The 23,107-nt window shown below is 65.7% G+C and carries 20 protein-coding genes and 2 pseudogenes; 11 read left to right on the top strand and 11 right to left on the bottom strand.

Features of this window, described 5'->3' with window-relative positions; all coding sequences use genetic code 11:
- Window positions 1–205 precede the first annotated feature (205 nt).
- The 3 genes and pseudogenes from EV687_RS15890 to EV687_RS15880 form a co-directional block, all read right to left on the bottom strand.
- Window positions 206–1,162 (bottom strand): quinone oxidoreductase family protein, encoded by a 957-nt coding sequence (locus EV687_RS15890; protein ID WP_122229235.1) that lies wholly within the window; start codon window positions 1,160–1,162, stop codon window positions 206–208.
- A 38-nt stretch (window positions 1,163–1,200) separates the two neighbouring features.
- Window positions 1,201–2,088, bottom strand: coding sequence for an NmrA/HSCARG family protein (locus EV687_RS15885; RefSeq protein WP_207226480.1), 888 nt, complete (start codon window positions 2,086–2,088; stop codon window positions 1,201–1,203).
- Window positions 2,089–2,102: 14 nt separating this feature from the next.
- Window positions 2,103–2,357: pseudogene (locus EV687_RS15880) on the bottom strand (DUF1016 N-terminal domain-containing protein); the annotation flags it as partial.
- Window positions 2,358–2,387: 30 nt separating this feature from the next.
- Between EV687_RS15880 and EV687_RS19470 the strand changes: the two are divergent.
- Window positions 2,388–2,528, top strand: a pseudogene (locus EV687_RS19470) (integrase); the annotation flags it as partial.
- 273 nt (window positions 2,529–2,801) lie between these two features.
- On the top strand, window positions 2,802–3,164 hold the full coding sequence (locus tag EV687_RS15870) for a helix-turn-helix transcriptional regulator (RefSeq protein ID WP_122229239.1): 363 nt from the start codon (window positions 2,802–2,804) through the stop codon (window positions 3,162–3,164).
- 249 nt (window positions 3,165–3,413) lie between these two features.
- Here EV687_RS15870 and EV687_RS15865 read toward each other — a convergent pair whose 3' ends face one another.
- The 6 genes from EV687_RS15865 to guaB form a co-directional block, all read right to left on the bottom strand.
- Window positions 3,414–3,938 carry a helix-turn-helix transcriptional regulator gene (locus EV687_RS15865; protein ID WP_122229241.1) on the bottom strand — a complete coding sequence of 175 codons (525 nt, stop codon included), beginning with the start codon at window positions 3,936–3,938 and terminating at the stop codon, window positions 3,414–3,416.
- A 23-nt stretch (window positions 3,939–3,961) separates the two neighbouring features.
- Window positions 3,962–4,207 (bottom strand): hypothetical protein, encoded by a 246-nt coding sequence (locus tag EV687_RS15860; RefSeq protein ID WP_425321162.1) that lies wholly within the window; start codon window positions 4,205–4,207, stop codon window positions 3,962–3,964.
- 64 nt (window positions 4,208–4,271) lie between these two features.
- Entirely contained in the window at window positions 4,272–5,528 is a 1,257-nt protein-coding gene (locus EV687_RS15855; RefSeq protein ID WP_122229243.1) for a tyrosine-type recombinase/integrase, read from the bottom strand.
- 301 nt (window positions 5,529–5,829) lie between these two features.
- Window positions 5,830–7,446: a glutamine-hydrolyzing GMP synthase gene (guaA, locus tag EV687_RS15845; protein WP_122229245.1), complete on the bottom strand. Its 1,617-nt coding sequence runs from the start codon at window positions 7,444–7,446 to the stop codon at window positions 5,830–5,832.
- A gap of 126 nt (window positions 7,447–7,572) precedes the next feature.
- Window positions 7,573–7,815 (bottom strand): hypothetical protein, encoded by a 243-nt coding sequence (locus EV687_RS15840; RefSeq protein WP_130466541.1) that lies wholly within the window; start codon window positions 7,813–7,815, stop codon window positions 7,573–7,575.
- Window positions 7,816–7,854: 39 nt separating this feature from the next.
- Window positions 7,855–9,324, bottom strand: coding sequence for an IMP dehydrogenase (guaB, locus tag EV687_RS15835; RefSeq protein WP_122229249.1), 1,470 nt, complete (start codon window positions 9,322–9,324; stop codon window positions 7,855–7,857).
- Between the two features lie 147 nt (window positions 9,325–9,471).
- Here guaB and EV687_RS15830 point away from each other — a divergent pair, with 147 nt between their 5' ends.
- The 8 genes from EV687_RS15830 to EV687_RS15795 all read left to right on the top strand — a co-directional run bounded on the left by EV687_RS15830 (window position 9,472) and on the right by EV687_RS15795 (window position 20,113).
- Entirely contained in the window at window positions 9,472–10,014 is a 543-nt protein-coding gene (locus tag EV687_RS15830) for a DUF4124 domain-containing protein (RefSeq protein ID WP_122229251.1), read from the top strand.
- Window positions 10,015–10,155: 141 nt separating this feature from the next.
- Complete coding sequence (recB, locus tag EV687_RS15825; RefSeq protein WP_162846604.1) at window positions 10,156–14,007, top strand: exodeoxyribonuclease V subunit beta; 3,852 nt, start codon at window positions 10,156–10,158, stop codon at window positions 14,005–14,007.
- Entirely contained in the window at window positions 14,004–16,223 is a 2,220-nt protein-coding gene (gene recD, locus EV687_RS15820) for an exodeoxyribonuclease V subunit alpha (RefSeq protein WP_122229255.1), read from the top strand. Before recB ends, recD begins: the two co-directional genes overlap by 4 nt.
- A 191-nt stretch (window positions 16,224–16,414) precedes the next feature.
- A complete protein-coding gene (pyrF, locus tag EV687_RS15815; RefSeq protein WP_122229257.1) occupies window positions 16,415–17,248 on the top strand; it encodes an orotidine-5'-phosphate decarboxylase in 834 nt (277 codons plus the stop codon).
- 94 nt (window positions 17,249–17,342) lie between these two features.
- Window positions 17,343–18,137: a septum site-determining protein MinC gene (gene minC / locus EV687_RS15810; protein WP_122229858.1), complete on the top strand. Its 795-nt coding sequence runs from the start codon at window positions 17,343–17,345 to the stop codon at window positions 18,135–18,137.
- A 189-nt stretch (window positions 18,138–18,326) separates the two neighbouring features.
- Window positions 18,327–19,142, top strand: coding sequence for a septum site-determining protein MinD (minD, locus tag EV687_RS15805; protein ID WP_122229259.1), 816 nt, complete (start codon window positions 18,327–18,329; stop codon window positions 19,140–19,142).
- A 6-nt stretch (window positions 19,143–19,148) separates the two neighbouring features.
- The gene (minE, locus tag EV687_RS15800; RefSeq protein WP_122229261.1) at window positions 19,149–19,424 is read left to right on the top strand and encodes a cell division topological specificity factor MinE; all 276 of its coding nucleotides are present in this window, start codon (window positions 19,149–19,151) and stop codon (window positions 19,422–19,424) included.
- Window positions 19,425–19,570: 146 nt separating this feature from the next.
- A complete protein-coding gene (locus EV687_RS15795) occupies window positions 19,571–20,113 on the top strand; it encodes a GNAT family N-acetyltransferase (RefSeq protein ID WP_242612676.1) in 543 nt (180 codons plus the stop codon).
- 212 nt (window positions 20,114–20,325) lie between these two features.
- Here the strand turns inward: EV687_RS15795 and EV687_RS15790 are convergent, their stop codons facing one another.
- Window positions 20,326–20,697 carry a dihydroneopterin aldolase gene (locus tag EV687_RS15790; RefSeq protein WP_122229263.1) on the bottom strand — a complete coding sequence of 124 codons (372 nt, stop codon included), beginning with the start codon at window positions 20,695–20,697 and terminating at the stop codon, window positions 20,326–20,328.
- A 38-nt stretch (window positions 20,698–20,735) separates the two neighbouring features.
- Complete coding sequence (locus EV687_RS15785) at window positions 20,736–21,545, bottom strand: SDR family oxidoreductase (protein ID WP_122229862.1); 810 nt, start codon at window positions 21,543–21,545, stop codon at window positions 20,736–20,738.
- Window positions 21,546–21,830: 285 nt separating this feature from the next.
- On the opposite strand from EV687_RS15785, the gene EV687_RS15780 reads away from it, so the two are divergent.
- Complete coding sequence (locus tag EV687_RS15780; protein ID WP_122229265.1) at window positions 21,831–22,994, top strand: class I SAM-dependent methyltransferase; 1,164 nt, start codon at window positions 21,831–21,833, stop codon at window positions 22,992–22,994.
- Window positions 22,995–23,107: the final 113 nt, after the last annotated feature.

Here is a 23,107-nt window from a genome sequence, read left to right as displayed (position 1 = left end):
TGCCAGGTCGGTGCCGGTCAAAGACTGTTATCGGGAGAAAAGTCGAGTAATTGGAAAGAATTTGGGCTGCATCGCACTCAAGAAAAACGCCGCAAGCGAAAGCGCGTTGTGGCGTGTTGAGCAGAAAAACGGAAGTTTCGTAGTGGAACGTCCACAGTCAGAACTTGAGCAGTTTCTCCGGCGGCAGATAGATGGCGGATCAGCCTCAGACCAGGACGACGCGCCCGAGCGTGGGAGCGCCTTCGGCATACGCATGGGCCTGCGCCGCTTCGGCAAGCGGAAAGGACCGGTCTATGAGCACATCAAGGCTTCCATCGGCCGCCTGCTCCAGCATCCGGGAAACCGTCTCATGCACCTCGGGTTTTTCAAGCTGCGTTCCCATGAAAACGCCAAGCAAGGACTGATTCGCCTGAAGCGCGGACCACAGATCAACCTGCAGCGCAGGTCCGCCAGCATTGCCGACAAAGACCAAACGGCCTTCGGGGCGAAGCATCGCCAGGGAATCCTGCAGGGTCGTTCCCACCGGGTCCACCACTAGGTCGACTCCCCGCCCATCGGTCAGCCGCATGACCGTCTCCACCACGTCGACCACCCGAAGATCGATTGCGTGATCCAGTCCAAGTGCCGCAAGACGTTTGCCCCTTTCCACGCCGGATACCGTCCCGAGCACGGTTGCACCAGACTGATGTGCAAGCTGTATGGCAGCGCTTCCAACACCACCAGCCGCGGCCTGGATCAGTACGGTCTCGCCACGCTTCAAGTCGCCGCGTGCGAAAAGGCAGTGGTGCGCGGTTCCATACGCAATCGGTAATGCTGCTGCGACCGCTATGTCTAGACCCTTCGGTACCAGCCAAGTCTTGCTCGCGGCTACGGCACGCAATTGGGCATGCGATCCCGACACATCGAAGCTCGTGACCTTCTGGCCAAGCCGACGATCGTGAACATCGCGACCCACAGCAACGACCTCGCCTGCTGCCGCATAGCCAAGGACGTAGTCAGGGTAAGGCGGCGGCGATGACGCGCGATTGATCAGATCCCCTCTTTCGAGGGCGACAGCCTCTACCCTAATCACAACCCCGTTGGGTGGACAGACGGGGTCGGGGATGTCCGTATAACGAAGGACATCCGGTGATCCGGGCCGGTCATAGACAAATGCTTTCATGGTTTCCCTTGACTGAACTGCTTCAGAATTTCGAGTACCTACGCTGGTCTCCAGAGTAGTGCTTCTTCAAGCTTCTCGAACCCCTCCCCCTTCAACCATGAACGCAAGGAGACGAGTTCAGGATTGATCTCTCGCATCAAGTCGAGGTCTACTCGCTCTGCGAGAGGGCCATCTTCCAGGCTTGATGCCATGTGCGCCAGATCGGCATTGGCGGCCAGGACCTCATCCGGGAACCGGGCATAGGTGATGGGTCTGCCTGCAGCTTCCGAGAAAGCCGCCTCCAGCTCATGGCCCGTCACGCGATCACTGGCGATCTTCAACGTCATCCCGGCAAACCGGGCCTTGTCCGCGAACATGGCTGCAACGATCTTCCCGATGTCCTGCACGGCGGTGAGGTGGATCGAATGATCGCGGTGGATCAGGGAAACCAGCCGCCCTTCATCAAGACCGAAGCCGGGACGCACCAGCATCTCCATGAAGATCATGGGACGGACGATGGTTGCCGTGAGCGGCAGTTCGCGGATATGTGCCTCGATACGGGGCTTGGCGTCGAAGCGCGGGACACCAGTCAGTTTGTCGCCAGCGCTCGCACCCGAGGAATAGATGAAATGATCGACATGGTTCTTTGCCGCCAGATCAGCAATGCACGTTCCATAACGAACCTCATCCTCTGCCGAGAGGCTGGCGGGCATCACACTGAAGACGCCGTGCACGTCCTTCATGGCTGACGCGATGACATTGGCATCTTCCAATGTCCCCTGCACGAGTTCAGCGCCCGCCTCCTGCAACGCGACGGACGCGGGCTCGGACAGGTCTTGCACAAACGCACGAACCGGCCAATGAGTCTTCAGCAGCGCTTTGACCACCGATCCGCCTTGCCGGCCGGTGGCTCCGAAAACCAAAATGGGGCGATGTATTTCGTTCATGATTGAACTCGCAAAGGTAGGGTGAAGACCTGGGTCAGTTCGCAGAGGTCGAATTTCCGAGACACTGTCTGGGAAATCTCAGGCTGCGGGTAAGCGAGGAAGAAACGCCGCATGCTCTCCAGGTTGTTGACACCGAACCCGCGCCCGAGTCGGGCCGTCAAGTCTGCGGACAATCGCTCCATCAACTGCTCGCCGTAACCGGGCGGCCGCCAGCCTTTCTTCTCGGCTTCGGCGATCCGGCGGCCAATCTCCCAATAGCTGGCCGTCATCAGCGCATTGACACTGCGCGCCGCTGCCTGACGCGCCGCATCCGGCACCGGGCGACGACCGACATTGACAACTCGGGCGTGCCGACCAAAGTGGGCATGAAGCTCACAGGCCACAAGACCGTGACGATGTTTATGCACTATGTTCATACTGAGGATAAGCCGGTGCCGGATACGGAGAAGGGAACAGCAAGACCGCATGCCCCCTCACTCAGCCACACTCCCGCCACTGGCAAGTGCGCAGCACGCGCAGGCTCGGATCAACGGTCCAGGCCAGAGGCATCGGGGACCAGTGCCGAATGACTGTGATTCGGCACGAAGCGCTGGGCGCTGCCCGCGCGGAACGCCGGCATGACCACTCATACGCCCTGCTTCGCCACAGCAAGTTGTCTCAATCGCCACCAATAGCCACCATGACGTCATTGCAAACATCATGGAGCCCGGACGATGGCTGCCGACTCAACACTGCTCGAAAAACCAGAGAACGCCCATGCTCCCCTGCCCCTCCCTGGCACGAGGCAGTACGACGATCTTCCACAATTCCCGAAGGGCTCTCCACTTCCTTTTCGCCGCACGATCCGGCGCCGCGAACTGCACCAGATCGTGCCGCTGTCAGAAACGAGCATCTACGAAATGGAGCAACGTGGCGAATTCCCCCGGCGTTTCCGGCTGACACCACGCTGCGTCGTTTGGGACCTGGAAGAAGTCGAAGCCTGGGTCGACGCCCGGAAACAGGCCTCAAAAGCTCACACGGCCAAGGAACAGCCAGGCCCGGACGTCAGACAGCGTCGGTATCGGCCTGTGCGATGAATGGCCCGACTCAAGAACATGAACACGTGAAGAATCAAGCTGCCTGCGTAAATTCAATTACGGGCGCATAAAAACGATTAATGAAGCGAACTTCTGCACAAAACCGATTACGGTTTATCCAAACAGTGAAATGACCACTCAGAGTGAGTCTTTCGCTTGAAAACCAAACCGATGGCCTCCAATGACGCGTCCCAGCCCTATTCGCGGTCCTTGGCCAGCCAAAGACAACCAACTGACCAGGCGTACGGATCATCCAACCAAGGCGCCCAGCTCTTTGGTCGCCGAACGCGGTAGCCGCCGCCCCTCCTTCGCCAAGTTGACCTGCAAGGCCACCCCCGCTACGTCTAGCACGTCCTGCGCCAGCGCGTAGCCACCCTTGGCCTGCAGCCAGGCCAGCACGTCCACCAGGTGCCAAAGAGACGCACTTCCCTCATGCACCGGCGCCGGAAAGCTGCCTGGATGAGCCAGCATCAGCTTGCGCATGTTCTGCCGCGATACGCCGATCATCTCCGCCACATCGGTCAGTCCGACCAGATCCGGCGCCGCCTCGATCAATCGAGCCGACGGCACAGCACGGCGCACATCCGCCAGCGCGCTGCGCACAGCAGAACCTGCATCTGTCGCCTCACGGGTGAATTCCAGCGCCAGGCGCCCCGGCTGCCCAATACCCACCAGGGCATCATCGCAGCCGGCCTTACCCAGGCGCTCGACCAGCGCATCCATATCGCTGTCGTCTCCTGCAAGCTGGTACTTCAAGGTAAACGTGTATTCCATCGCGCTACTCCTTGGCATCGCCGTCAACCTCTCGTTGCTGGCGATGCGTAGTGCACGCGCAGCAAGGCGCGGGCGTGGTTGCCTGGGTTCTTCGGCGTGCTCCACACGCTGGTGATGCAGAACTCGCCGCAGCGGCATTCCTCGTCGTTGTTCGGGCAATACATCCGCCCCCAGGCGTGGCTGCCGCCGACTTCGACGCGCCACCCTTGCCCTTCGGCATGCCTGAGTGCTTCCTCGACCTCTTTCTTCGGATGAGAAGGACGGGCCATCGGTGATCTCCAGTATGGGGATGACCAGTCAGGTTGTCAAATGACAACCTGATCGCCCTTTCCGTCAGTCCAACGCATCCAGCGCCGGCACGTACACGTTCTTCGGCAGCAACTTGGGCACATAGGTCTGCCCGCCTTCCCAAGCCTCGACCAGGTTGGCCCACTGCTGCAGCATGTGCCGCCGCTGCTCGGCATACTCGGCCTTGTTGTAGACCGACCGCGAGGAACGCCCGTCCTCATGCGCCAGGCACTTCTCGATCCAGTCGCGGTTAAAGCCGATTTCGTTCAGCAGCGTCGAACCGGTGCGGCGCAAGTCATGGACCGTAAACGGCTGCAACGGCAATCCCTTGGCTTTCGCGGCCTGCACGATAAGCTGCGTGATCCGATTCAAGGTCGCATTGGACATGCCCCGCTTGGCGTCGTACCGGGACGGGAAAACGAACCGGGAACCTCCCGCGCACGCGTGCAGCGTGACGAAGATGTCGAGTACCTGACTCGACAGGTAGACCACGTGCGGATTGCGCCCCTTCATCCGTTCCTTCGGAATCGTCCAGGTGCGGCGCTCGAAGTTGACCTCATCCCAGGTCGCCTGGATCAGCTCGCTCTTGCGCACCAGCGTCAGCAAAATCAGGCGCAGCGCCAGCCGGATGGTCGGATAGGTCGCAATCTCTTCCAATTGCTGCAGCATCAGCCGAATTTCCAGCGGCGACAAGGCCCGGTCCTTCGGTACGAAGGTGGCAATCGAGGCCGCACCCACGCTGTCCGCCGGATTGATCACCTTCTCGCCATGCGCGATGGCATAGACGTAGACCTGCTTCACGATGTACCGGATCTGGACCGCAGTGGCCGGCGCGCCACGCTCCTTGACCTTGTTGCACAAGGCCCGCAGGTCTTGCGGCTCGATTTCAGTCAGCAGGCGGTTGCGGAAAAACGGCAGGATGTCCCGGTCGATGATGTGCTTGCGCATGGCGCGGGTGCTGTCGGCCAGCTTTGCATTGGTGAACCAGGCCTCCATCGCCCCGCCGAAGGTCTGGATCTCGTCCACCCGGCGTTTCTCGCGCTGTTTCTCAAGCGCGGGCGATCTGCCCGCCTGTACAGCCTTGCGCGCTTCCAGGAGCAGTTCGCGCGCCATCGCCAGTGAAATACCGCCAGGGCCGTAGCGCCCGATGGTCAGCGTTTCCCGGCGTCCATGGATCCGGTAGTCATAGCGGAAGGTGACGGTACCGCTGGTCGATACCGTCACGTACATTCCATCCCGGTCAGAAGCCTTATAAATCTTGGACTTAGGCTTCAGATTTCGCAGTGCAGCGTCGGTTAGCATCAAGGTTTTCCTCCAGTTTTACGACGGCTTTTACCGTCATGGACCAGGAGACCTGTTGATGCCCGGAAAGCCGCATAAAACAAGCTTTCCCGAGTTCGCTTTTACCGTCAAAGACGGTAAAAGTCAGAATAGTGAATGAAAGTGTCTTAATTCGGCCTCAATTTCTACCGCCCGCTCTATCGTCAATTTTTTTTAGTACCCGACGATAGCCACCGATAGTCAACGCGACATATTTTCTTTAAAATCAATACGTTATGTCAATTTTTCGATAGCAGGCGATAGTCCTCGAAACACGTCAAATTCACTCCCACTCGATCGTCGCCGGCGGCTTGGAACTCACGTCGTAGGTCACACGATTGATGCCTCGCACCTCGTTGATGATGCGACCAGAAACTCTCTTGAGCAGCGCATAGGGCAACTCGGCCCAGTCGGCAGTCATGAAGTCGCTGGTCTGCACGGCTCGCAGCGCCACCACGTAATCGTAGGTGCGGCCATCGCCCATCACACCCACGCTCTTGACCGGCAGGAAAACGGTGAACGCCTGGCTGGTGAGGTCGTACCAACTCTTGCCGGTGGCGGGGTCGATGAAGTTGCGCAGCTCCTCGATGAAGATGGCATCGGCCTCGCGCAGCAGGTCGGCATATTCCTTTTTCACTTCGCCGAGAATGCGTACCCCCAGGCCGGGGCCGGGGAAGGGGTGGCGGTAGACCATCTCGGGCGGCAGGCCCAGTGCCACGCCCAGTTCACGCACCTCGTCCTTGAACAGGTCGCGCAGCGGTTCCAGCAGTTTCAGGCCGAGTTGTTCAGGCAGGCCACCGACGTTGTGGTGGCTCTTGATGGTGACGGCCTTCTTGCTCTTGGCGCCGCCCGATTCGATCACGTCCGGGTAGATGGTGCCCTGCGCCAGAAACGTGGCGCCCTTGTGCCCTTTGCCGCCGGCCTTGAGCTTGGCGGCCTCGGCCTTGAAGACTTCGACGAACTCGCCGCCGATGATCTTGCGCTTTTGCTCCGGATCGGCCACACCCTTGAGTTTGCCGAGGAACTGCGTGCTGGCATCCACATGCACGATGTTGGCGTGCAGCTTGCCGGCGAACATCTCCATGACCATCTTGCCCTCGTCCTTGCGCAAGAGCCCATGGTCCACGAACACGCAGGTGAGCTGATCGCCGATGGCGCGGTGGATCAGCGCCGCGGCCACCGACGAATCCACGCCACCCGAGAGGCCCAGGATGACCTCTTCATCACCCACCTGGGCGCGGATTTTCTCGACAGCCTCGGCGATGTAGTCGCCCATGATCCAGTCCGGGCGGGCGCCGCAGATATCGAGCACGAAGCGGTTGATCAGCGCCTTGCCCTGGGCCGTGTGCGTAACCTCGGGGTGGAACTGCACGCCGTAGTAATGGCGGGCCTCGTCGGCCATGCCGGCGATGGGGCAGGTCGGCGTGCTGGCCATCAGCTTGAAGCCCGGCGGCAGCTCGGTCACCTTGTCGCCATGGCTCATCCACACCTTGAGCATGCCGTAGCCTTCGGGGGTGGCAAAGTCCTCGATGCCTTGGAGCAGCGCGGTATGGCCGTGGGCACGCACCTCGGCGTAACCGAACTCCCGGTGGCTGGAGCCCTCGACCTTGCCACCCAGTTGCTGGGCCATGGTCTGCATGCCGTAGCAGATGCCCAGCACCGGGACACCCAGTTCGAACACGGCATCGGGGGCACGATCGTCCACTTCATAGACGCTGGCGTGGCTACCCGAGAGGATGATGCCCTTGAGCTGACCATCGGCGGCAAATGCGCGCACCCATGCGCTGCTGACGTCACAGGGGTGCACCTCGCAGTACACATGGGCTTCGCGCACGCGGCGGGCGATGAGTTGGGTGACCTGGGAGCCGAAATCGAGAATCAGGATTTTCTGGTGGGCCATGGCGTGCCTGCGATGGTTTGGAAAAAAGCGCAGCGCCCTTGGCGCTGTCGGTACTGTGGATGCAGAGTGTGCTGCAGATGAACGAAGGTTTGATGCCCGCTGGACAGCATCTGTTGCATCAACAGCTCAGTCATGCTGGAGGTCGGCCGGCGGCCGGGCTTTTCTGAGCTGCCAGAATGCCACGATGAGGATCACGATGGTCAGGTTCACCGTCAGCACCCACAGCACCGCGGGCAGGTGCCGCCCCCCGCCCTCGCCCAGCGACCACAGCAGGAATCCCCAGGAACTTGCGAACACCAGGGCCGCCGCCACAAACAGCCCGAAGGCGCATCGGCGGTGGCGGGTCTGCTGGGCGGGCGTGATCGTCATGCCGACGGCAAAAGCTGCGGAGAAAGCGGCCAAAGCGCCTCAGTTGGCGCGGTAGTTCGGCGCTTCCTTGGTGATCTGCACGTCGTGCACATGGCTTTCGCGGAAACCGGCCGAGGTGATCTGCACGAACTCGGCCTTCTCGCGCATCTCCTCGACGGTGGCGCAGCCACAGTAGCCCAGCGCGGCCCGCACGCCCCCGGCCATCTGGTAGATGATGGAGACCAGCGAACCCTTGTAGGGCACGCGGCCCTCAATGCCCTCGGGCACCAGCTTGTCCGCATTAGGGTTGCCGGTGGAGGATTCCTGGAAGTAGCGGTCGGCGCTGCCTTGCTGCATCGCGCCGATCGAGCCCATGCCGCGGTAGCTCTTGTAGCTGCGGCCCTGGAACAGCACGATCTCGCCTGGCGCCTCTTCGGTGCCGGCGAAGATGCTGCCCATCATGATGGTGTGCGCACCGGCTGCGATGGCCTTGGCAATGTCGCCGCTGTAGCGCACACCGCCATCGCCGATCAGCGGCACGCCGGTGCCGGCCAGCGCCGTCGCCACGTTGTCGATGGCGGTGACCTGCGGCACACCAACGCCGGCGACCACGCGGGTGGTACAGATCGAGCCTGGGCCGATGCCGACCTTGACGGCGTCCGCGCCCGCCTCGACCAGCGCCAGCGCAGCCGCGCCGGTGGCAATGTTGCCGCCCACCACATCAACCTGCGGATAGTTCTGCTTGACCCAGCGCACGCGCTCGAGCACGCCCTTGCTGTGACCATGTGCCGTATCGACGATGACGGCATCGACACCGGCCTTGACCAGCGCCTCGACCCGTTCCTCGGTGCCGGCGCCGACGCCCACCGCAGCGCCCACACGCAAGCGGCCATCGTCGTCACGCGCGGCGTTCGGGAAGGTGGTCTGCTTGGTGATGTCCTTGACGGTGATCAGCCCGCGCAACTCGAAGTCATCGTTGATGACCAGCAGGCGTTCGATCTTGTGCTTGTTGAGCAGCGCCTTGGCCTGCTCCAGCGAGGCGCCCTCGGGAACGGTGATGAGGCGCTCGCGCGGCGTCATGATCTCGCGCACCGGCAGGTCGAAGCGGTTCTCGAAGCGCAGGTCGCGAGCGGTGACGATGCCCACGACCGTCTTGCCCTCGACCACCGGAAAGCCGGAGATGCCCAGTTCCTCGGAGAGATCGATGACATGGCGCACGGTGGCCTGCGGAGAGATCGTCACCGGATCGCGCACCACGCCCGACTCATGCCGCTTGACCTTGAGCACCTGGGCAGCCTGCTCCTGGGCCGACATGTTCTTGTGGATGATGCCAATGCCGCCTTCCTGGGCGATGGCAATCGCCAGGCGGGCCTCCGTCACGGTATCCATGGCCGCGGAGACGAGCGGCAGATTCAGGCGGATGTTGCGGGAGAACTGGGTGCCCAGGGAAGTGTCCTTGGGCAGAATTTGCGAATACGCCGGCACCAGCAGAACGTCGTCGAAGGTGAGCGCTTTGCCAAGAAGTCGCATGAGAAAGCTCCAAAAGACGGATTGTACCCGTTCCGCGCCTTCCCGGCCTGGGCCCGGCAGCGCCCCGAATCATGAAAATTCACGCACAGGCCGGTGCCGGCAAGATACACTCCCTCACACATTCCAACTCCCCCGCCCCTCGTTACCATGACTCGCACCAGGCTCCACCTCCTGCTGGCCGCCATCGCCCTGAGCTTCTCCGGCGCGGCCATGGCCCAATGGCAATGGCTGGATGACAACGGCAACAAGGTCTACAGCGACCGGGCGCCGTCCCCGTCCGTCCCCGCCAACCGCATCCTCAAACAGCCAGGCGGCGCAGCACCCGCCTCGTTTGCCGTGCCGGTCGATGATGCGGCCGAGGCCGCCGCCATCGATGCGTCGCCGGCACAGATGCAGGCGGCGGAAAGCGCGCCGGTGCCGACACCTGCCCCGGACCCGCAGCAACTGCAAGAGGCCGAACAAGCCAAGGCCGAGGCAGCGGCCGCCGCAGCCGAGGCCGCCGAGATCGAACGCAAGAACGCCGCCATCCGCAAGACCAATTGCGAGAGTGCGCAACGCCGCCTCACCCAGCTCGAACCCGGCCGGCGCCTGAGCACTGTCAACGCCAAGGGCGAGACGGTCTTCATGGACGATGCCACCCGCGCCACCGAGCGCCAGCGTGCCCAGGAAATGGCGCGCAACAACTGCTGACGCCGGGCGCGGCGGCCAGATCGCGTAGATGAGCGGCTCACGAGTGGCTCACATTCGCAGTACGATGACGCGGTGCCTTGGCGCCCTGCTTGCGCCTTCGCGTCCTTCTTCGCCAGCCGCATACCGCCCGTTGCCTCGCCCTTGCCAAGCTCCGCCACCGACCATTCCCCCGCCAACACCGAGCCTGCGGTCCTCGACCCACTCAGGCTGCCGCTGCGCGGCAGCCGGCTGATCGAGGCCAGCGCCGGCACCGGCAAGACCTGGACCATCGCCGCGCTCTACCTGCGGCTGGTGCTTGGTCATGGGCAGGCGACCCATACGGCCCATCTGCGCCCACTGGCACCGCCCGACATCCTGGTCATGACCTTCACGCGGGCCGCGACCCAGGAATTGTCGGCTCGCATCCGCACCCGCCTGGCCGAAGCAGCCGACTACTTCCGCGGCGAAACCGAGCAGGCCGACGCCTTCCTGCAAGCGCTGCGCGAAGATTACCCAAGCGGCCCGGTGCGCCAGCAGGCCGCCTGGCGGCTGGCAGCCGCCGCCGAGATGATGGACGAAGCCGCCATCCACACCATCGACGCCTGGTGCCAGCGCGTGCTGCTGGGCTATGCCAGCCTGACCGGCACGCTCGGCGAGGAAGACCTGGACGGCAGCACCGGCAGCCTGCAGCAACTGGCCGCCATGGATTATTGGCGCCAGCACGTCTACCCACTCGAGGGCGCGGCGCTGGATGCCGTGCTGGCACTCTGGCCCGATGCCGGCGCCTGGCTGGCTGCCAGCCGCGCGCTCACGCTCGGCCCCTACCAGACGCCGCCCACCACGCTTGACGCGCCTGATGCCGGTTCACAAACACTGGCGGACGTTCTGCAGGACACGATCAATCGGCGCGATCAAACCCTGCAACAGCTCGCCAGCGGCTGGGCAGAGCGCGCCGGGGCCCTGCAGCAATGGCTGGACGCGCAGACCGACAAGCAGGGCAGCGAACACCCGCACTGGGACGGCCGCAGGCTGTCCGCCAAACACTACACCACGTGGCTGAACCAGTTGCACGACTGGGCCGCCGACCCGCAGCAATGGCCCAGCCAGCTGCTCACCTCCAAGGCGCCCGAACGGCTGAGCCCATCCGGCCTGCAGGAGGCGCGCAAGGCGGATGCGCCGCCGCTGGTCCTGCCGCCCGAGATCGCGGCCTTCCAGCAACTGCTGCGCGGCCTCGCCGAACTGCCCGATATGACCCAGGCCATCCGCCAGCATGCCGCTGCCCACACCCTGCAGCGCTGGCGCCAGCTCAAGACCCAGCAGGGCGTGTTCGATTTTGCCGACATGCTGCTGCGCGTGCAGCAGGCCCTGGCCGGTCCGCTCGGACCAGTGCTGCGCCAGCGCCTGCTGCAGCAATATCCGGTGGCCTTGATCGACGAGTTCCAGGACACCTCGCCAGGCCAATACACCGTCTTTGGCCGCATCTACCAGCCCGAGGTGGACGACCTCGCGCATGCGCTGCTGCTGATTGGCGACCCCAAGCAGTCCATCTACCGCTTCCGCGGCGCCGATATCGACAGCTACCTGGCCGCGCGCCGCGCCACGCAGGGCCGCCATTACGCGCTGACCACCAATTTCCGCTCCAGCCATGCCGTGGTGCGGGCCGTCAACCACGTCTTCCTGCCCAGCGAGCAGCGTCCCGGCAGCGGCGCCTTCCGCTACCGCCGCCCGGGTGACAACCCGCTGCCCTTCGTACCGGTCACCGCCAAAGGGCTGGACGAAGCCCTGCTGCTGGCCGACGAGCCGCTGCCAGCTCTCACCGTCTGCTCGCAGGCGGCCAGCCAGAGCGGCACCGATGGCAATGCCGCGTTCGCCCAGCACTGCGCGGCGCAGGTCGTCGCCTGGCTGGGGCAGCCGGCGCGCTTCCAGCCGCTGACCGGGGACGCCGGCGGCCCGGCCCAGCCGCTGCGCCCAGGCCATATCGCCGTACTGGTGCGCGACCGCCACGAAGCCGCGCTGATCCAGCAGGCGCTGCGCGTGCGCGGCCTCGCCTCGGTCTACCTGTCCGGGCGCGACTCGGTGTTTGCCAGTGCCGAGGCGCAGGGCCTGGTGCTGTGGCTGCAGGCCGTCGCCCACCCGCTGGATGTGGCGCTGGCGCGCGCCGCCTACGCCACCGCGCTGCTGGACCTGCCGCTGGCCGAGCTGTGCGCCGGCGTCGACGACGAGACCGCGCTGGAGCAGCAGCTCGAGACGCTGCGCCAGCTCAACGCCATCTGGCAACGCCAGGGCGTGCTGCCCATGTTGCGGCAGACCATCCACCGGCTCGACCTGGCCGCGCGCTGGCTGGCGGCCGGCCACGGCCAGGGCGAGCGCAAGCTCACCAACGTGCTGCACCTGGCCGAACTGCTGCAGCAGGCCAGCACCACCCTTGAGGGCGAGCAGGCCCTGATCCGCTGGCTGGTGCAGCAGATCCATCTGGCCACGCAGGGCGCCAGCGGCACCGATGCAGAGGAGCAGATGGTCCGGCTCGAAAGCGACGCCCAGTTGATCCAGATCGTCACCATCCACAAGAGCAAGGGACTGGAGTACCCGGTGGTGATGCTGCCTTTTGCCTCGCGCTTTCGCGCCAGCCAGGACGAACCCGCCACCGAGACCGATGCAGCGGCACCCGCCAACGCCGCCGACACCCCGCCCGGCAACGACGAAGAGCGCCTGCGCGAAGACCTGCGCCTGCTCTACGTGGCGCTGACGCGCGCGCGCCATGCCCTGTGGGTGGGCTTTGCGCTCAACCGTCACGGCAACAGCAAGACCACCCGGCTGCAGCGCAGCGCGCTGGGCTACCTGCTCAGCGGCAATGCCGACACCCCGCTGGAAGACGCTGCCTGGTGGGCCGCGCTGCAGCAATGGGGCCAGGGCTGCGCCGATGTGCACATCACCCAGGCTCCGGCAGAAGCCGACGCCATTGCCTGGCAAGACGATGCCGCGCCACCCGCCCTGCGCGATCGCGGCCCCTACCCCGGCGGCTTCGACCAGCGCTACGCCATCGCCAGCTTCAGCACCCTCACGCGCAGCCTGCAGCACGAGGCGCAGCATGGCCCCGATACCATCGACACGGATGATGACGACGCGCCGGATGCCGCCACGCCGATCGAAGACGCCTACCTCTGGCAGACGCCGCCCCGTGGCGCTGCCGATGAGCCCTTCGCCACCGAAGGCCCCACCGCAACCAGCCCGGCACCAGCGGGAACCGTCTGGCACGCCCTGCCCGCCGGCCCGCGCCTGGGCAACTTCCTGCATGACCAGCTTGAACGCCTGGGCCGCGAAGGCTTTCCGGCCGAATGGTCCGACACCCAGCGGCAGCGCCTGCTGCGCCAGGCCGAACTCGCCGGCTATGGCCCCCAGGCCCAGGCCCTGCTGGACTGGCTGCAGGCCATCATGGCCACCCCCATGCTGCCGCAGTCCGGCGATGCTCCCACCGCGCCACGGCTGGGCCAACTGCACCGCCACCTGAGCGAAATGGAGTTCTGGCTGCCCACCGGCATGCTGCAGGCCAGTGCGCTCGACGCGCTTTGCCGCACCCACTATTGGCCTGAGCATCCGCGTCCGCGCATCTCCGAGCGCAGCTGGCACGGCATGCTGATGGGGTTTGCCGATCTGGTGTTCGAGCACCAGGGCCGTTACTGGGTGCTCGACTACAAATCCAACCGGCTCGGCGACGGTGCTGCCAGCTATGCGGCGCCGTCCCTGCAGCAGGCCGTGCTGCATCACCGCTACGACCTGCAGGCCATGCTCTACCTGCTGGCCCTGCACCGCCTGCTCAAAAGCCGCCTGCCCGGCTATGAGCCCGACCGGCACCTGGGCGGAGCGCTCTACTGGTTCGTACGCGGCATCGACCACGCGGGGCACGGCCTGATCCAGCTGCCCGCGCCCGCCGCCATGCTGGCGCAGCTCGATGCCTGGCTGGAACCGGCCCCGGATGCCTCGGATGCCTCTGACGCCGCGCAGGAGCCACGATGAACACTCTGCCGCTGTTTCCCGATTCACCCGAAACCCGCGCCACCACGCCCGCGGTGCCCGCCCTGCTGGCGCAGCTCTGGCAATGGGCCGACGCCGGCTGGTTGCGCCGCCTCGATGCGGCCTTTGCCCAGTGGCTGGCCGAGCGCGATGCGACCGGTGGTGCCGTGCCGCTGCTGGCCGCCGCGCTGCTCGCCCACATGGAGGGCAAGGGCCACAGCTGCCTGCTGCTGCAGGATCTGCACAGCCGGCTGCCGCAGTGGCTGGACTGGCCGGCCGACCCCGCCGCCCAACAGGCCCTGACCCAGTTGCAGACCTGGCTGCCACGGGATGCGGCGGGCTGGCAGGCCGCACTGGCCGCCAGCCCGCTGGTTGAACTCCGCTCCGCCCTTTCCGTCGACCAGACGCCACCGGCAGCGACAGCAGCCACCGATGCGCAGAAAGACTGCCCGCCGCTGGTGCTGCAGCCGCGCGGCGGCACGCTGCGGCTTTACCTGCGCCGCTACCACCAGTATGAACAGCGCGTCGCCCAGGCTTTGCTGGCGCGCGCCCGCCAGCAAAGCACCTTTCCCGCGCCGGACATCGCCGAGTGGCTGGCGCGCCTCTTTCCCGCCACCGCCAGTCAGCCGGATGCCGCCATCAACTGGCAGAAGGCCGCCTGCGCCCTCGCACTGCACAGCCGGCTGGGCATCATCACCGGTGGCCCCGGCACCGGCAAGACCTACACCGCCGCGCGCCTCATCACCGCCGCACTGGCGCTGGCCGACGACCCGGCGCAACTGCGCATCCGCCTGGCCGCCCCCACCGGCAAGGCCGCCGCACGCCTGACCGAATCGCTGCAGCAGGCGCTGCAAAGCCTGCCGCCCGGTGTACAGGAGCAGCCGGCGCTGCTGCAAGCCCTGCAGCAGCTGCCCGCCGCCCGCACCCTGCACTCGCTGCTGGGCAGCCGCCCGGACACGCGCCAGTTGCGCCACCACGCGGGCAACCCGCTGGAACTCGACTGGCTGATCGTCGACGAAGCCTCGATGGTGCACCTGGAGATGATGGCCGCGCTGCTCGACGCCCTGCCGCCCCACGCCCATCTGGTACTACTGGGCGACAAGGACCAGCTCGCCTCGGTCGAGGCCGGCTCGGTGCTCGGCGACCTGTGCGGCCAGGCCGAGCTGGGCCACTATGGCGCCACCACCGCGCAGTTCCTGCAACAGGCCAGCGGCCACCCGCCACCGGCCGCCATGTGCCAGCCCGCCGGCGCGGCCGCGCTGGCGCTGGCGCAGAGCACGGTGATGCTGCGCGAGAGCCGGCGCTTTGGCGGCGCCATCGGCCAGCTGGCGCAGGCCGTGCAGCACATGGATGGCGCGGCCATGGCCCGCATCCTGGCCGGGCTGCAGCAAAACCACGGAGCCGCGCACGGCGTGTTCTGGAAGGAGCCCGCCGGTCTGGCCGAGGCCGCGCGCCTGGCCTGGCAGGGCCATGGCCCGGCGCCAGGCTACCAGCCACTGGCCGAGGCCCTGCTGGCCGCGCCGCGCTGGCCGGCCGGCAACGCGCGAGGGCAGACACCAGTGCAGGCGCAGGCACAGCCGCCGCAAGCCCCCCCCGCCTGGCTGGACGAACATGCTGCCTGGGTGCGCCGCGTGCTGGCGGCGCTGGAGCGTTTTCGCATCCTCTGCGCCACGCGCGAGGGCGAATGGGGCGTGGCCGGCATGAACGCGCTGGTGATGCAGGCGCTGCGCCAGCATGGCCTGCCGGTGCGCATGCAGGGCTGGTTTGCCGGCCGCGTGGTGATGGTCACCCGCAACGACGCGGCGCTGGGGGTCTTCAATGGCGACATCGGCATCGCCCTGCCGGCCCCGCAGGAGCGGCAAAGCCTGCGCGTCTACTTCACCGGTGGCGGCCATGCCGGCCCGGACGCCAATACCGGAAGCCATGCCCAGCCGCGCTCGATCACCGTCAGCCGCCTGCAGCATGCCGAGACCGCCTATGCGATGACGGTGCACAAGAGCCAGGGCTCGGAGTTCGAGCACGTGCTGCTGGTGCTGCCAGGGCGCATCAGCCCGGTACTCTCGCGCGAACTGCTCTACACGGGCCTGACCCGCGCGCGCGCGGCCTTCAGCTACCTGGCGCCGGCCGCCGGCATCTGGGAGCATGCGATGCGCCAGCGCACCTTCCGCGCCAGCGGCCTGGCCGACTGGCTGCAGAACACGGCAGACGCCGGTCACTGAGAACCTGTTCACGCTCTTTTCGTAGGCCACATTGCCCCAGCGCGCGCCTGCCGGGGCAAACCGAAGAGCAGGAGGCCAAGAACGCACCGGGCTGCGTTGCCCACTGCATTTTCGACCTCCTGCGTGACCCACGAAAAGATCGCAAACAGGTTATGAGGCGCGGCAATCGGGCTATGCCACAATCGCCCCCCATGACTTTCATCGACATGCTGCGGCAAGCGGCCATCCGCAACGACTCCATGCTGTGCGTGGGCCTGGACCCCGATCCGGCCCGCCTGCCGGGCGACTGGCAGGGCCGGCCCGAGCACATCCTCGACTTCTGCGCCGCCATCGTCGACGCCACGACCGATCTGGTCTGCGCCTTCAAACCACAGATCGCCTATTTCGCCGCCCATGGCGCCGAGGGCCAGCTCGAACGCCTGATCGCCCATATTCGCCAGGCCGCGCCGGCCGTGCCGGTGATCCTCGACGCCAAGCGCGGCGACATCGGCTCGACCGCCGAGCAGTACGCCCGCGAGGCCTTCGTACGCTACGGTGCCGATGCCGTCACGCTCTCACCCTTCATGGGCTTCGACTCGGTCGCACCCTATCTGCAATACCCTGGCAAGGGCGCTTTTCTGCTGTGCCGCACCTCCAACCCGGGCGGCGACGACTTCCAGGCCCAGCGCCTGGCCAGTGTGGCCGGCGAGCCGCTGCTCTACGAGCACATCGCTGCACTGGCGCAAGGACCGTGGAACACCAACGGCCAGCTCGGCCTGGTGGTGGGTGCCACCTATCCACAGGAGATCGCGGCAGTACGCCGCATGGCACCGGCGCTGCCGCTGCTGATCCCGGGCGTCGGCGCCCAGGGCGGCGATGCGCTGGCCACCGTGCGCGCGGGCTACGCAGGGCCCGGCAGCGTGGTGATCAACTCCTCGCGTGCCGTGCTCTACGCCAGCGCCGGCGCCGACTTCGCCCAGGCCGCCCGCGCCGAGGCCGAGCGCACCCGGGCACTGCTGCAATCGGCCGCCGATACGCAGGCATAAGCATCTGCGCCCGCGTAGATGCTTTGCATGGCCGAACGGGTACACTTGGCGGCTCGATTCCATGAGCAATGACCGCAACGATCTCCAACCCAGCATGGCCGCGCATCCCCCAGCATCCCCTTCTGCGAATTCCCGCACGCTGTTCGAGCTCAAGAGCGCCTCGCTGCCCGTGGTGGCCCTGCTGCTGAAGACGGCCCATACCCGGGAGCTGTGCGAGGCGCTGCGCGAGCGCTTTGCCGAAGAGCCCGACTTCTTCGACAACGATTCGGTCATTCTCGACCTCGGCGCCATTCGCGAACTGGACGAAAGCCCGGACTTTGCGGCGCTGATCGATGTGCTGCGCGGCCTCAGGACCATTCCGGCCGCCGTCCGCAATGCCAATGCGCGGCAGATCGAGGCGGCGCGGCGCGCCGGCCTCTCGCTGGCGCCGGACGCCGCGCCCACCCGCCATGCGCACGCCGACACCACTACTCCGGCGGCAGCGCCCGCGCCCACCGTCGAGATACGCGAGGTGATCCGCGAGGTCGAAGTGGTGCGGGAGGCGCCAGCGGCCGAAACCGTGCTGGTGGACCGGCCGTTGCGCTCAGGCCAGCAGGTCTATGCACGCGGCGCGGATCTCGTGGTGCTCGCCGCCGTCAACTTCGGCGCCGAGGTCATTGCCGATGGCAATGTGCACGTCTATGCACCACTGCGCGGCCGCGCCATCGCCGGCGCACGCGGCAACACCCGCGCGCGCATCTTCACCACCTGCCTGGAAGCGCAGCTGATCTCGGTGGCCGGCATCTACCGCACCGCCGAGAACGATCTGCCCGCCGAAGTGGCGAGCCGCCCCGCGCAGGTACGTCTCGACGGCGAGCGCCTGGTGATCGAGCCGCTGGCGCGCCATTGAAGACCGGAAAAACCGCCACGTTTGGCACCCGGACCCATCTTTGTCACAGTTGCCGCATGCGCCGGCATTGAAGTCGCCCGCGCGAGCAGGCAAAATGCCGCATTTGCAATGCAACACGCCAAAATGCGGCTCACAGCCTTTGAACCGCTGATTGACCCGCCGATTTTTATTTCTGACAGGATGAACTGAATGGCCAAAATCATCGTCGTGACCTCGGGTAAGGGCGGGGTCGGCAAAACCACAACCAGTGCCAGCTTCTCATCGGGACTGGCCATGCGCGGCCACAAGACGGCCGTGATCGACTTCGACGTCGGCCTGCGCAACCTCGATCTGGTGATGGGCGCCGAACGCCGCGTGGTCTACGACCTGATCAACGTCATCCAGGGCGAGGCCAACCTCAACCAGGCGCTGATCAAGGACAAGAACCTCGAGAACCTCTACATCCTGGCGGCCTCGCAGACCCGCGACAAGGACGCGCTGACGGAAGAAGGCGTCGAGAAGATCCTGAACGACCTGGCGGGCATGGGCTTCGAGTTCATCATCTGCGACTCGCCCGCCGGCATCGAAAGCGGTGCGCTGCTGGCCATGAAGTTCGCCGACGAGGCACTGGTGGTGACCAATCCCGAGGTCTCCTCGGTGCGCGACTCGGACCGCATCCTGGGCATGCTCGGCTCCAAGACCAAGCGCGCCATCGAGGGCAAGGAGCCGATCAAGGAACACCTGCTGATCACACGCTACAACCCCAGCCGCGTCGAGGATGGCCAGATGCTCTCGCTCGATGACATCCAGGACATCCTGCGCATCAAGCTCATCGGTGTGATCCCGGAATCCGAATCGGTGCTGCAGGCCTCCAACCAGGGTGTGCCGGCCGTGCACATCAAGGGCTCGGACGTGGCCGAGGCCTACATGGATGTGGTCTCGCGATTCCTGGGCGAGGAAAAGCCCATCCGCTTCACCGAAGCCCCCAAGGGCGGCTTCTTCAAGCGCATCTTCGGTGGGAGGTAAGACGCCATGTCCCTGATCGACATGCTGTTCGGCGGCAAGAAGAAAACCGCCTCGGTCGCCAAGGAGCGGCTGCAAATCATCCTGGCGCACGAGCGCAGCGACCGCAATCCCGGCAAGCCGGACTTTCTCAACGACCTGCAGAAGGACCTGGTGCAGGTGATCTCCAAGTACATCCAGATCAATCCGGACGACATCAAGGTCAACCTGGACCGCCAGGACAATCTCGACGTGCTCGAAGTCAAGATCGAAATGCCCGAGACCGAGTTGCGCCAGAAACCCTGATTGACCTGTCCGGTCTCCGCACCGGCCCAGTCCGCCTGGTCCATCGCCCGCCCGCGCCACGGCTCCACGCCGCCTGCGTCGGCGGGCAATCCATTGGGGGCGGGGCCATGTGGAGATGACACACACCGCGCCATACCGCTTCCATCGTGACCTACACCATCATCCCCTGCAACGCCGAGGCGCACGGCGACGCCGTGCTGGAGATCTTCAACGACGCCATCGCCAACACCACGGCCTCGTATGACGAGCGCCTGCACACGGAGGAGAGCATCCGCCGCTGGTTCGATGCCAAGCAAGGCGCCGGCTGCCCGGTGATCGCCGCCATCGACACAACCAGCGGCGAGCTGCTGGGCTTTGCCGCCTACGGACCGTTTCGCACCCAGTCGGGCTACCGCCTTACCGTCGAGCATTCGGTCTATGTGCACCAGCGCCAGCGCGGCAAGGGTTTGGGCCGGGCCTTGCTGCAGCGCCTGCTGGAGTTGGCGCGCGCGCAAGGCCTGCACCTGATGGTGGGCGTCATCGACATGGCCAACCAGCCCAGCATCGCGTTGCACGCGCAGCTGGGATTCAGCCACGCCGGCACGCTGCGCCAGGCCGGTGCCAAGTTCGGCCGCTGGCTGGACGTGGGCTTTTTCCAGTACCTGCTGGACCAGGACGAAGCGCCGCGCCCGGCGCCAGCCAACCCTTAAGAACCTGTTCACGATCTTCTCGTGGGTCACGCAGGAGGTCAAATGCCGTTGGCAAGACGCCCGTCGCAACCCAGACTGGCCGTCTGGGCAAGGCGGGCAACGTGGCCCGCGAAAAGATCGTGAACGGTTCCGAGGAGGGTTCTGCAACACTCTGCTGGAACGCGCGTGGGCATTCTGGTGGGATGCGGCTCGTCAGCCGGCCCGCCCCGGCATCACCACTGCCCGGTCTCGATGCGAATGGCCACCTCGCAGTCGTCGAAGATCTCGAGCTTGGCAATGCGCACCCGCACCCCGATCACGCCCGGCAGCTGCATCAGCCGGTGCGAAACCTTGCCGATCAGCGTCTCCAGCAGATTGATGTGCTCGGCCGTGCATTCGTCGATGATGATCTGGCGCACCTTGCGGTAATCGAGCACGCTGTGGATGTCGTCGTCGCTCGGCAACAGAGGCTGCGTGCCCTGGTGCAGTTCGGCATCGACCTGAATGGGTTGCGGGCGCGAGCGCTCGTGGTCGAGGATGCCGAGGTTGGCATCGAAGCGCAGACCGCTCAGGGTCAGGGTCTGGGAACCTTTGGTGTATTGCATGCTGTGCTTGGTGCCAGGGCGGAGCGCCCGCCCGGGCTTCAGGTCATCTTGGAGAAATCGCGCTCGAAGCGCATCAGGTGTTGGCCGCCGTCGACCAGCAGCGTGGTGCCCGTCAGCGCCCGGTTCTGCAGCGCAAAGCGCACGGCGCTGGCCACGTCCTCGGCCGAGGACGAGCGCCCCAGCGGACTGAGCCGGTGCAGGCGCTCGAAGCGATCCGCATCCAGGTACTCGCTGGTCAGCGTCAGCCCCGGGGCCACGCCCACCACCCGCACGGCCGGCGCCAGTGCCAGCGCCAGCATGTTGCCAGCCGCCTCCAGCGCCGCCTTCGAGAGGGTGTAGCTGAGAAAGTCCGGGTTCTGATTCCAGAGTTTCTGGTCCAGCAGGTTCACCACCACACCCATGCCTGGTGCGGGCACGCCTGCAGCCTGCTCCGCCTCACGGCGCTCCAGCCAATGCGCATGCAGCGCCTGCGCCAGCAGGATGGGCGCGCCCGTGTTGCTGCGCAGGTGCTGCTCCATCGCCTGGTAGGAAAAGCTGGCCGCATCGTCAAAGGCAAACAGCGAGGCGCTGTTGACCACCGCATCCACACCGCCAAAGCGCGCAATCACCGCCGGCAGCAAGGCACGCACCGCGTCCTCGCGCTCGAAGTCCGCGGCAAACGCGGCACTGGCAACGCCCTCGGCGAGGCAGGACTGCACCACCTCCGCCGCCGCATCGGCCGAATGGCGGTAATGCACCGCCACGTTCCAGCCATGCCGGGCCAGGTCCCTGGCAATGCACGCGCCCAGGCGCAGCGCAGCGCCCGTGACCAGCACGGTCGGTCGGTTGGGGTCGGAGAACCTGTTCATCATCTTGTCGTGGGTCACGCAAGCGGTCAAAATGCAGCGGGCAAGACGCCCGTCGCGGCCCAGACTGGATGTCTGGGCAAGGCGGGCAACGCCGCCCGGTGCGTTTTTGACCGCCTGCCCTTCGGGTTGTCCCGGCAGGCGCGCGCTGCGGCGTGACAAATCCTCGCCGGGCCACCGGCCCGACTGCGGTTTGCGCCTTGTACCGCATCGCCTGTCGAGGCAACGTGGCCCGCGACAAGATGATGAACAGGTTCTGAAAGCATGTGCTGCTGCGACAATCGAGGGATGGATGACGAGAACAAAGACGAAAGTGTAACGCCGGCGCTGAGCCGGCGCCTGCGTGCGGCCATTGCCGCCGGTAGCGGCTGGATCGGCTTCGACCGATTCATGCATATGGCCTTGTACGAGCCGGGCCTGGGCTACTACAGCAACGCTCAGCCCAAGATCGGCCGCATGCCGGCGGGCAAGGCAAGAGCGAGAGCATCGGAAGGCCCTGACAGCGACTTCGTCACCGCCCCCGAAATGTCCGCGCTGTTCGGCCAGTGCCTGGCACGCCAGATCGCCGAAGCCCTGCATGTCAGCGGCACCGACACCGTGTATGAGTTCGGCGCCGGCAACGGCACGCTGGCGCGCGACATCCTCACCGCCATCGGCCCGCACATCCGGCGCTATTGCATCGTCGATGTCTCGGCCAGCCTGCGCGCACGCCAGGCGCAGGCCCTGCAGGCCTTTGGCGCGCAGGTGCAATGGCTGGAAGCCCTGCCCGACACCCTCGAAGGCGTGCTGCTGGGCAACGAGGTGCTTGACGCCATGCCCGTCAAGCTGCTGGCGCGCCACGATGGCCAGTGGCAGGAACGCGGCGTCGCATGGGAGACCGATGCCACCGAGGCAAGCGACACTGCCGATGCCGGTTCCTTCATCTGGCAGGACCGGCCCGGCAAGCTGCGCCCTCCCATCGACATTCCCAATGACGGCGACTACCTGACCGAGCTGCACCCGCAGGCCGAGGCCTTTGTCCGCACCACCTCGGAGCGGCTGGCGCGCGGCGCGGCACTGTGGATCGACTACGGCTTTGGCGAGCGCGAGTACTACCACCCCGAACGCAGCATGGGTACGCTGGTGTGCCACCACCGCCACCAGGTCGACAGCGACCCGCTGGCACTGGTCGGCCAGAAGGACATCACCAGCCATGTCAACTTCACCGGCGTCGCCGTCGCCGCGCAGGAGACCGGTCTGGAGGTGCTGGGCTATACCTCGCAGGGACGCTTTCTCATCAACTGCGGCATCGAGGACCTGTTGCAAGCGGCCAGCCTGCCCCAGCGCAGCATGGCGGCAAAGCTGCTGCACGAGCATGAAATGGGGGAGCTGTTCAAGGTCATGATGCTCGGGCGCGGTCCGTTCTGGGAACCACTGGGTTTTACTCGGGGCGACCGCACGCACACGCTGTAAACCCACCCATACTGGAACAGGCATGAAAAAACCGGCACAAAGCCGGTTTTTTCATGGATCAGCGGCGCATCAGGCACGCCGCCATTCAACCATGGTACTGCATGGCGACATCG

This window comes from Corticibacter populi (assembly GCF_004217315.1).
Classification (GTDB): Bacteria; Pseudomonadota; Gammaproteobacteria; order Burkholderiales; family Burkholderiaceae_C; genus Lampropedia; species Lampropedia populi.
Note: the sequence above shows the minus strand (reverse complement) of the source record. Positions and strands in the feature narration are given on the sequence as shown.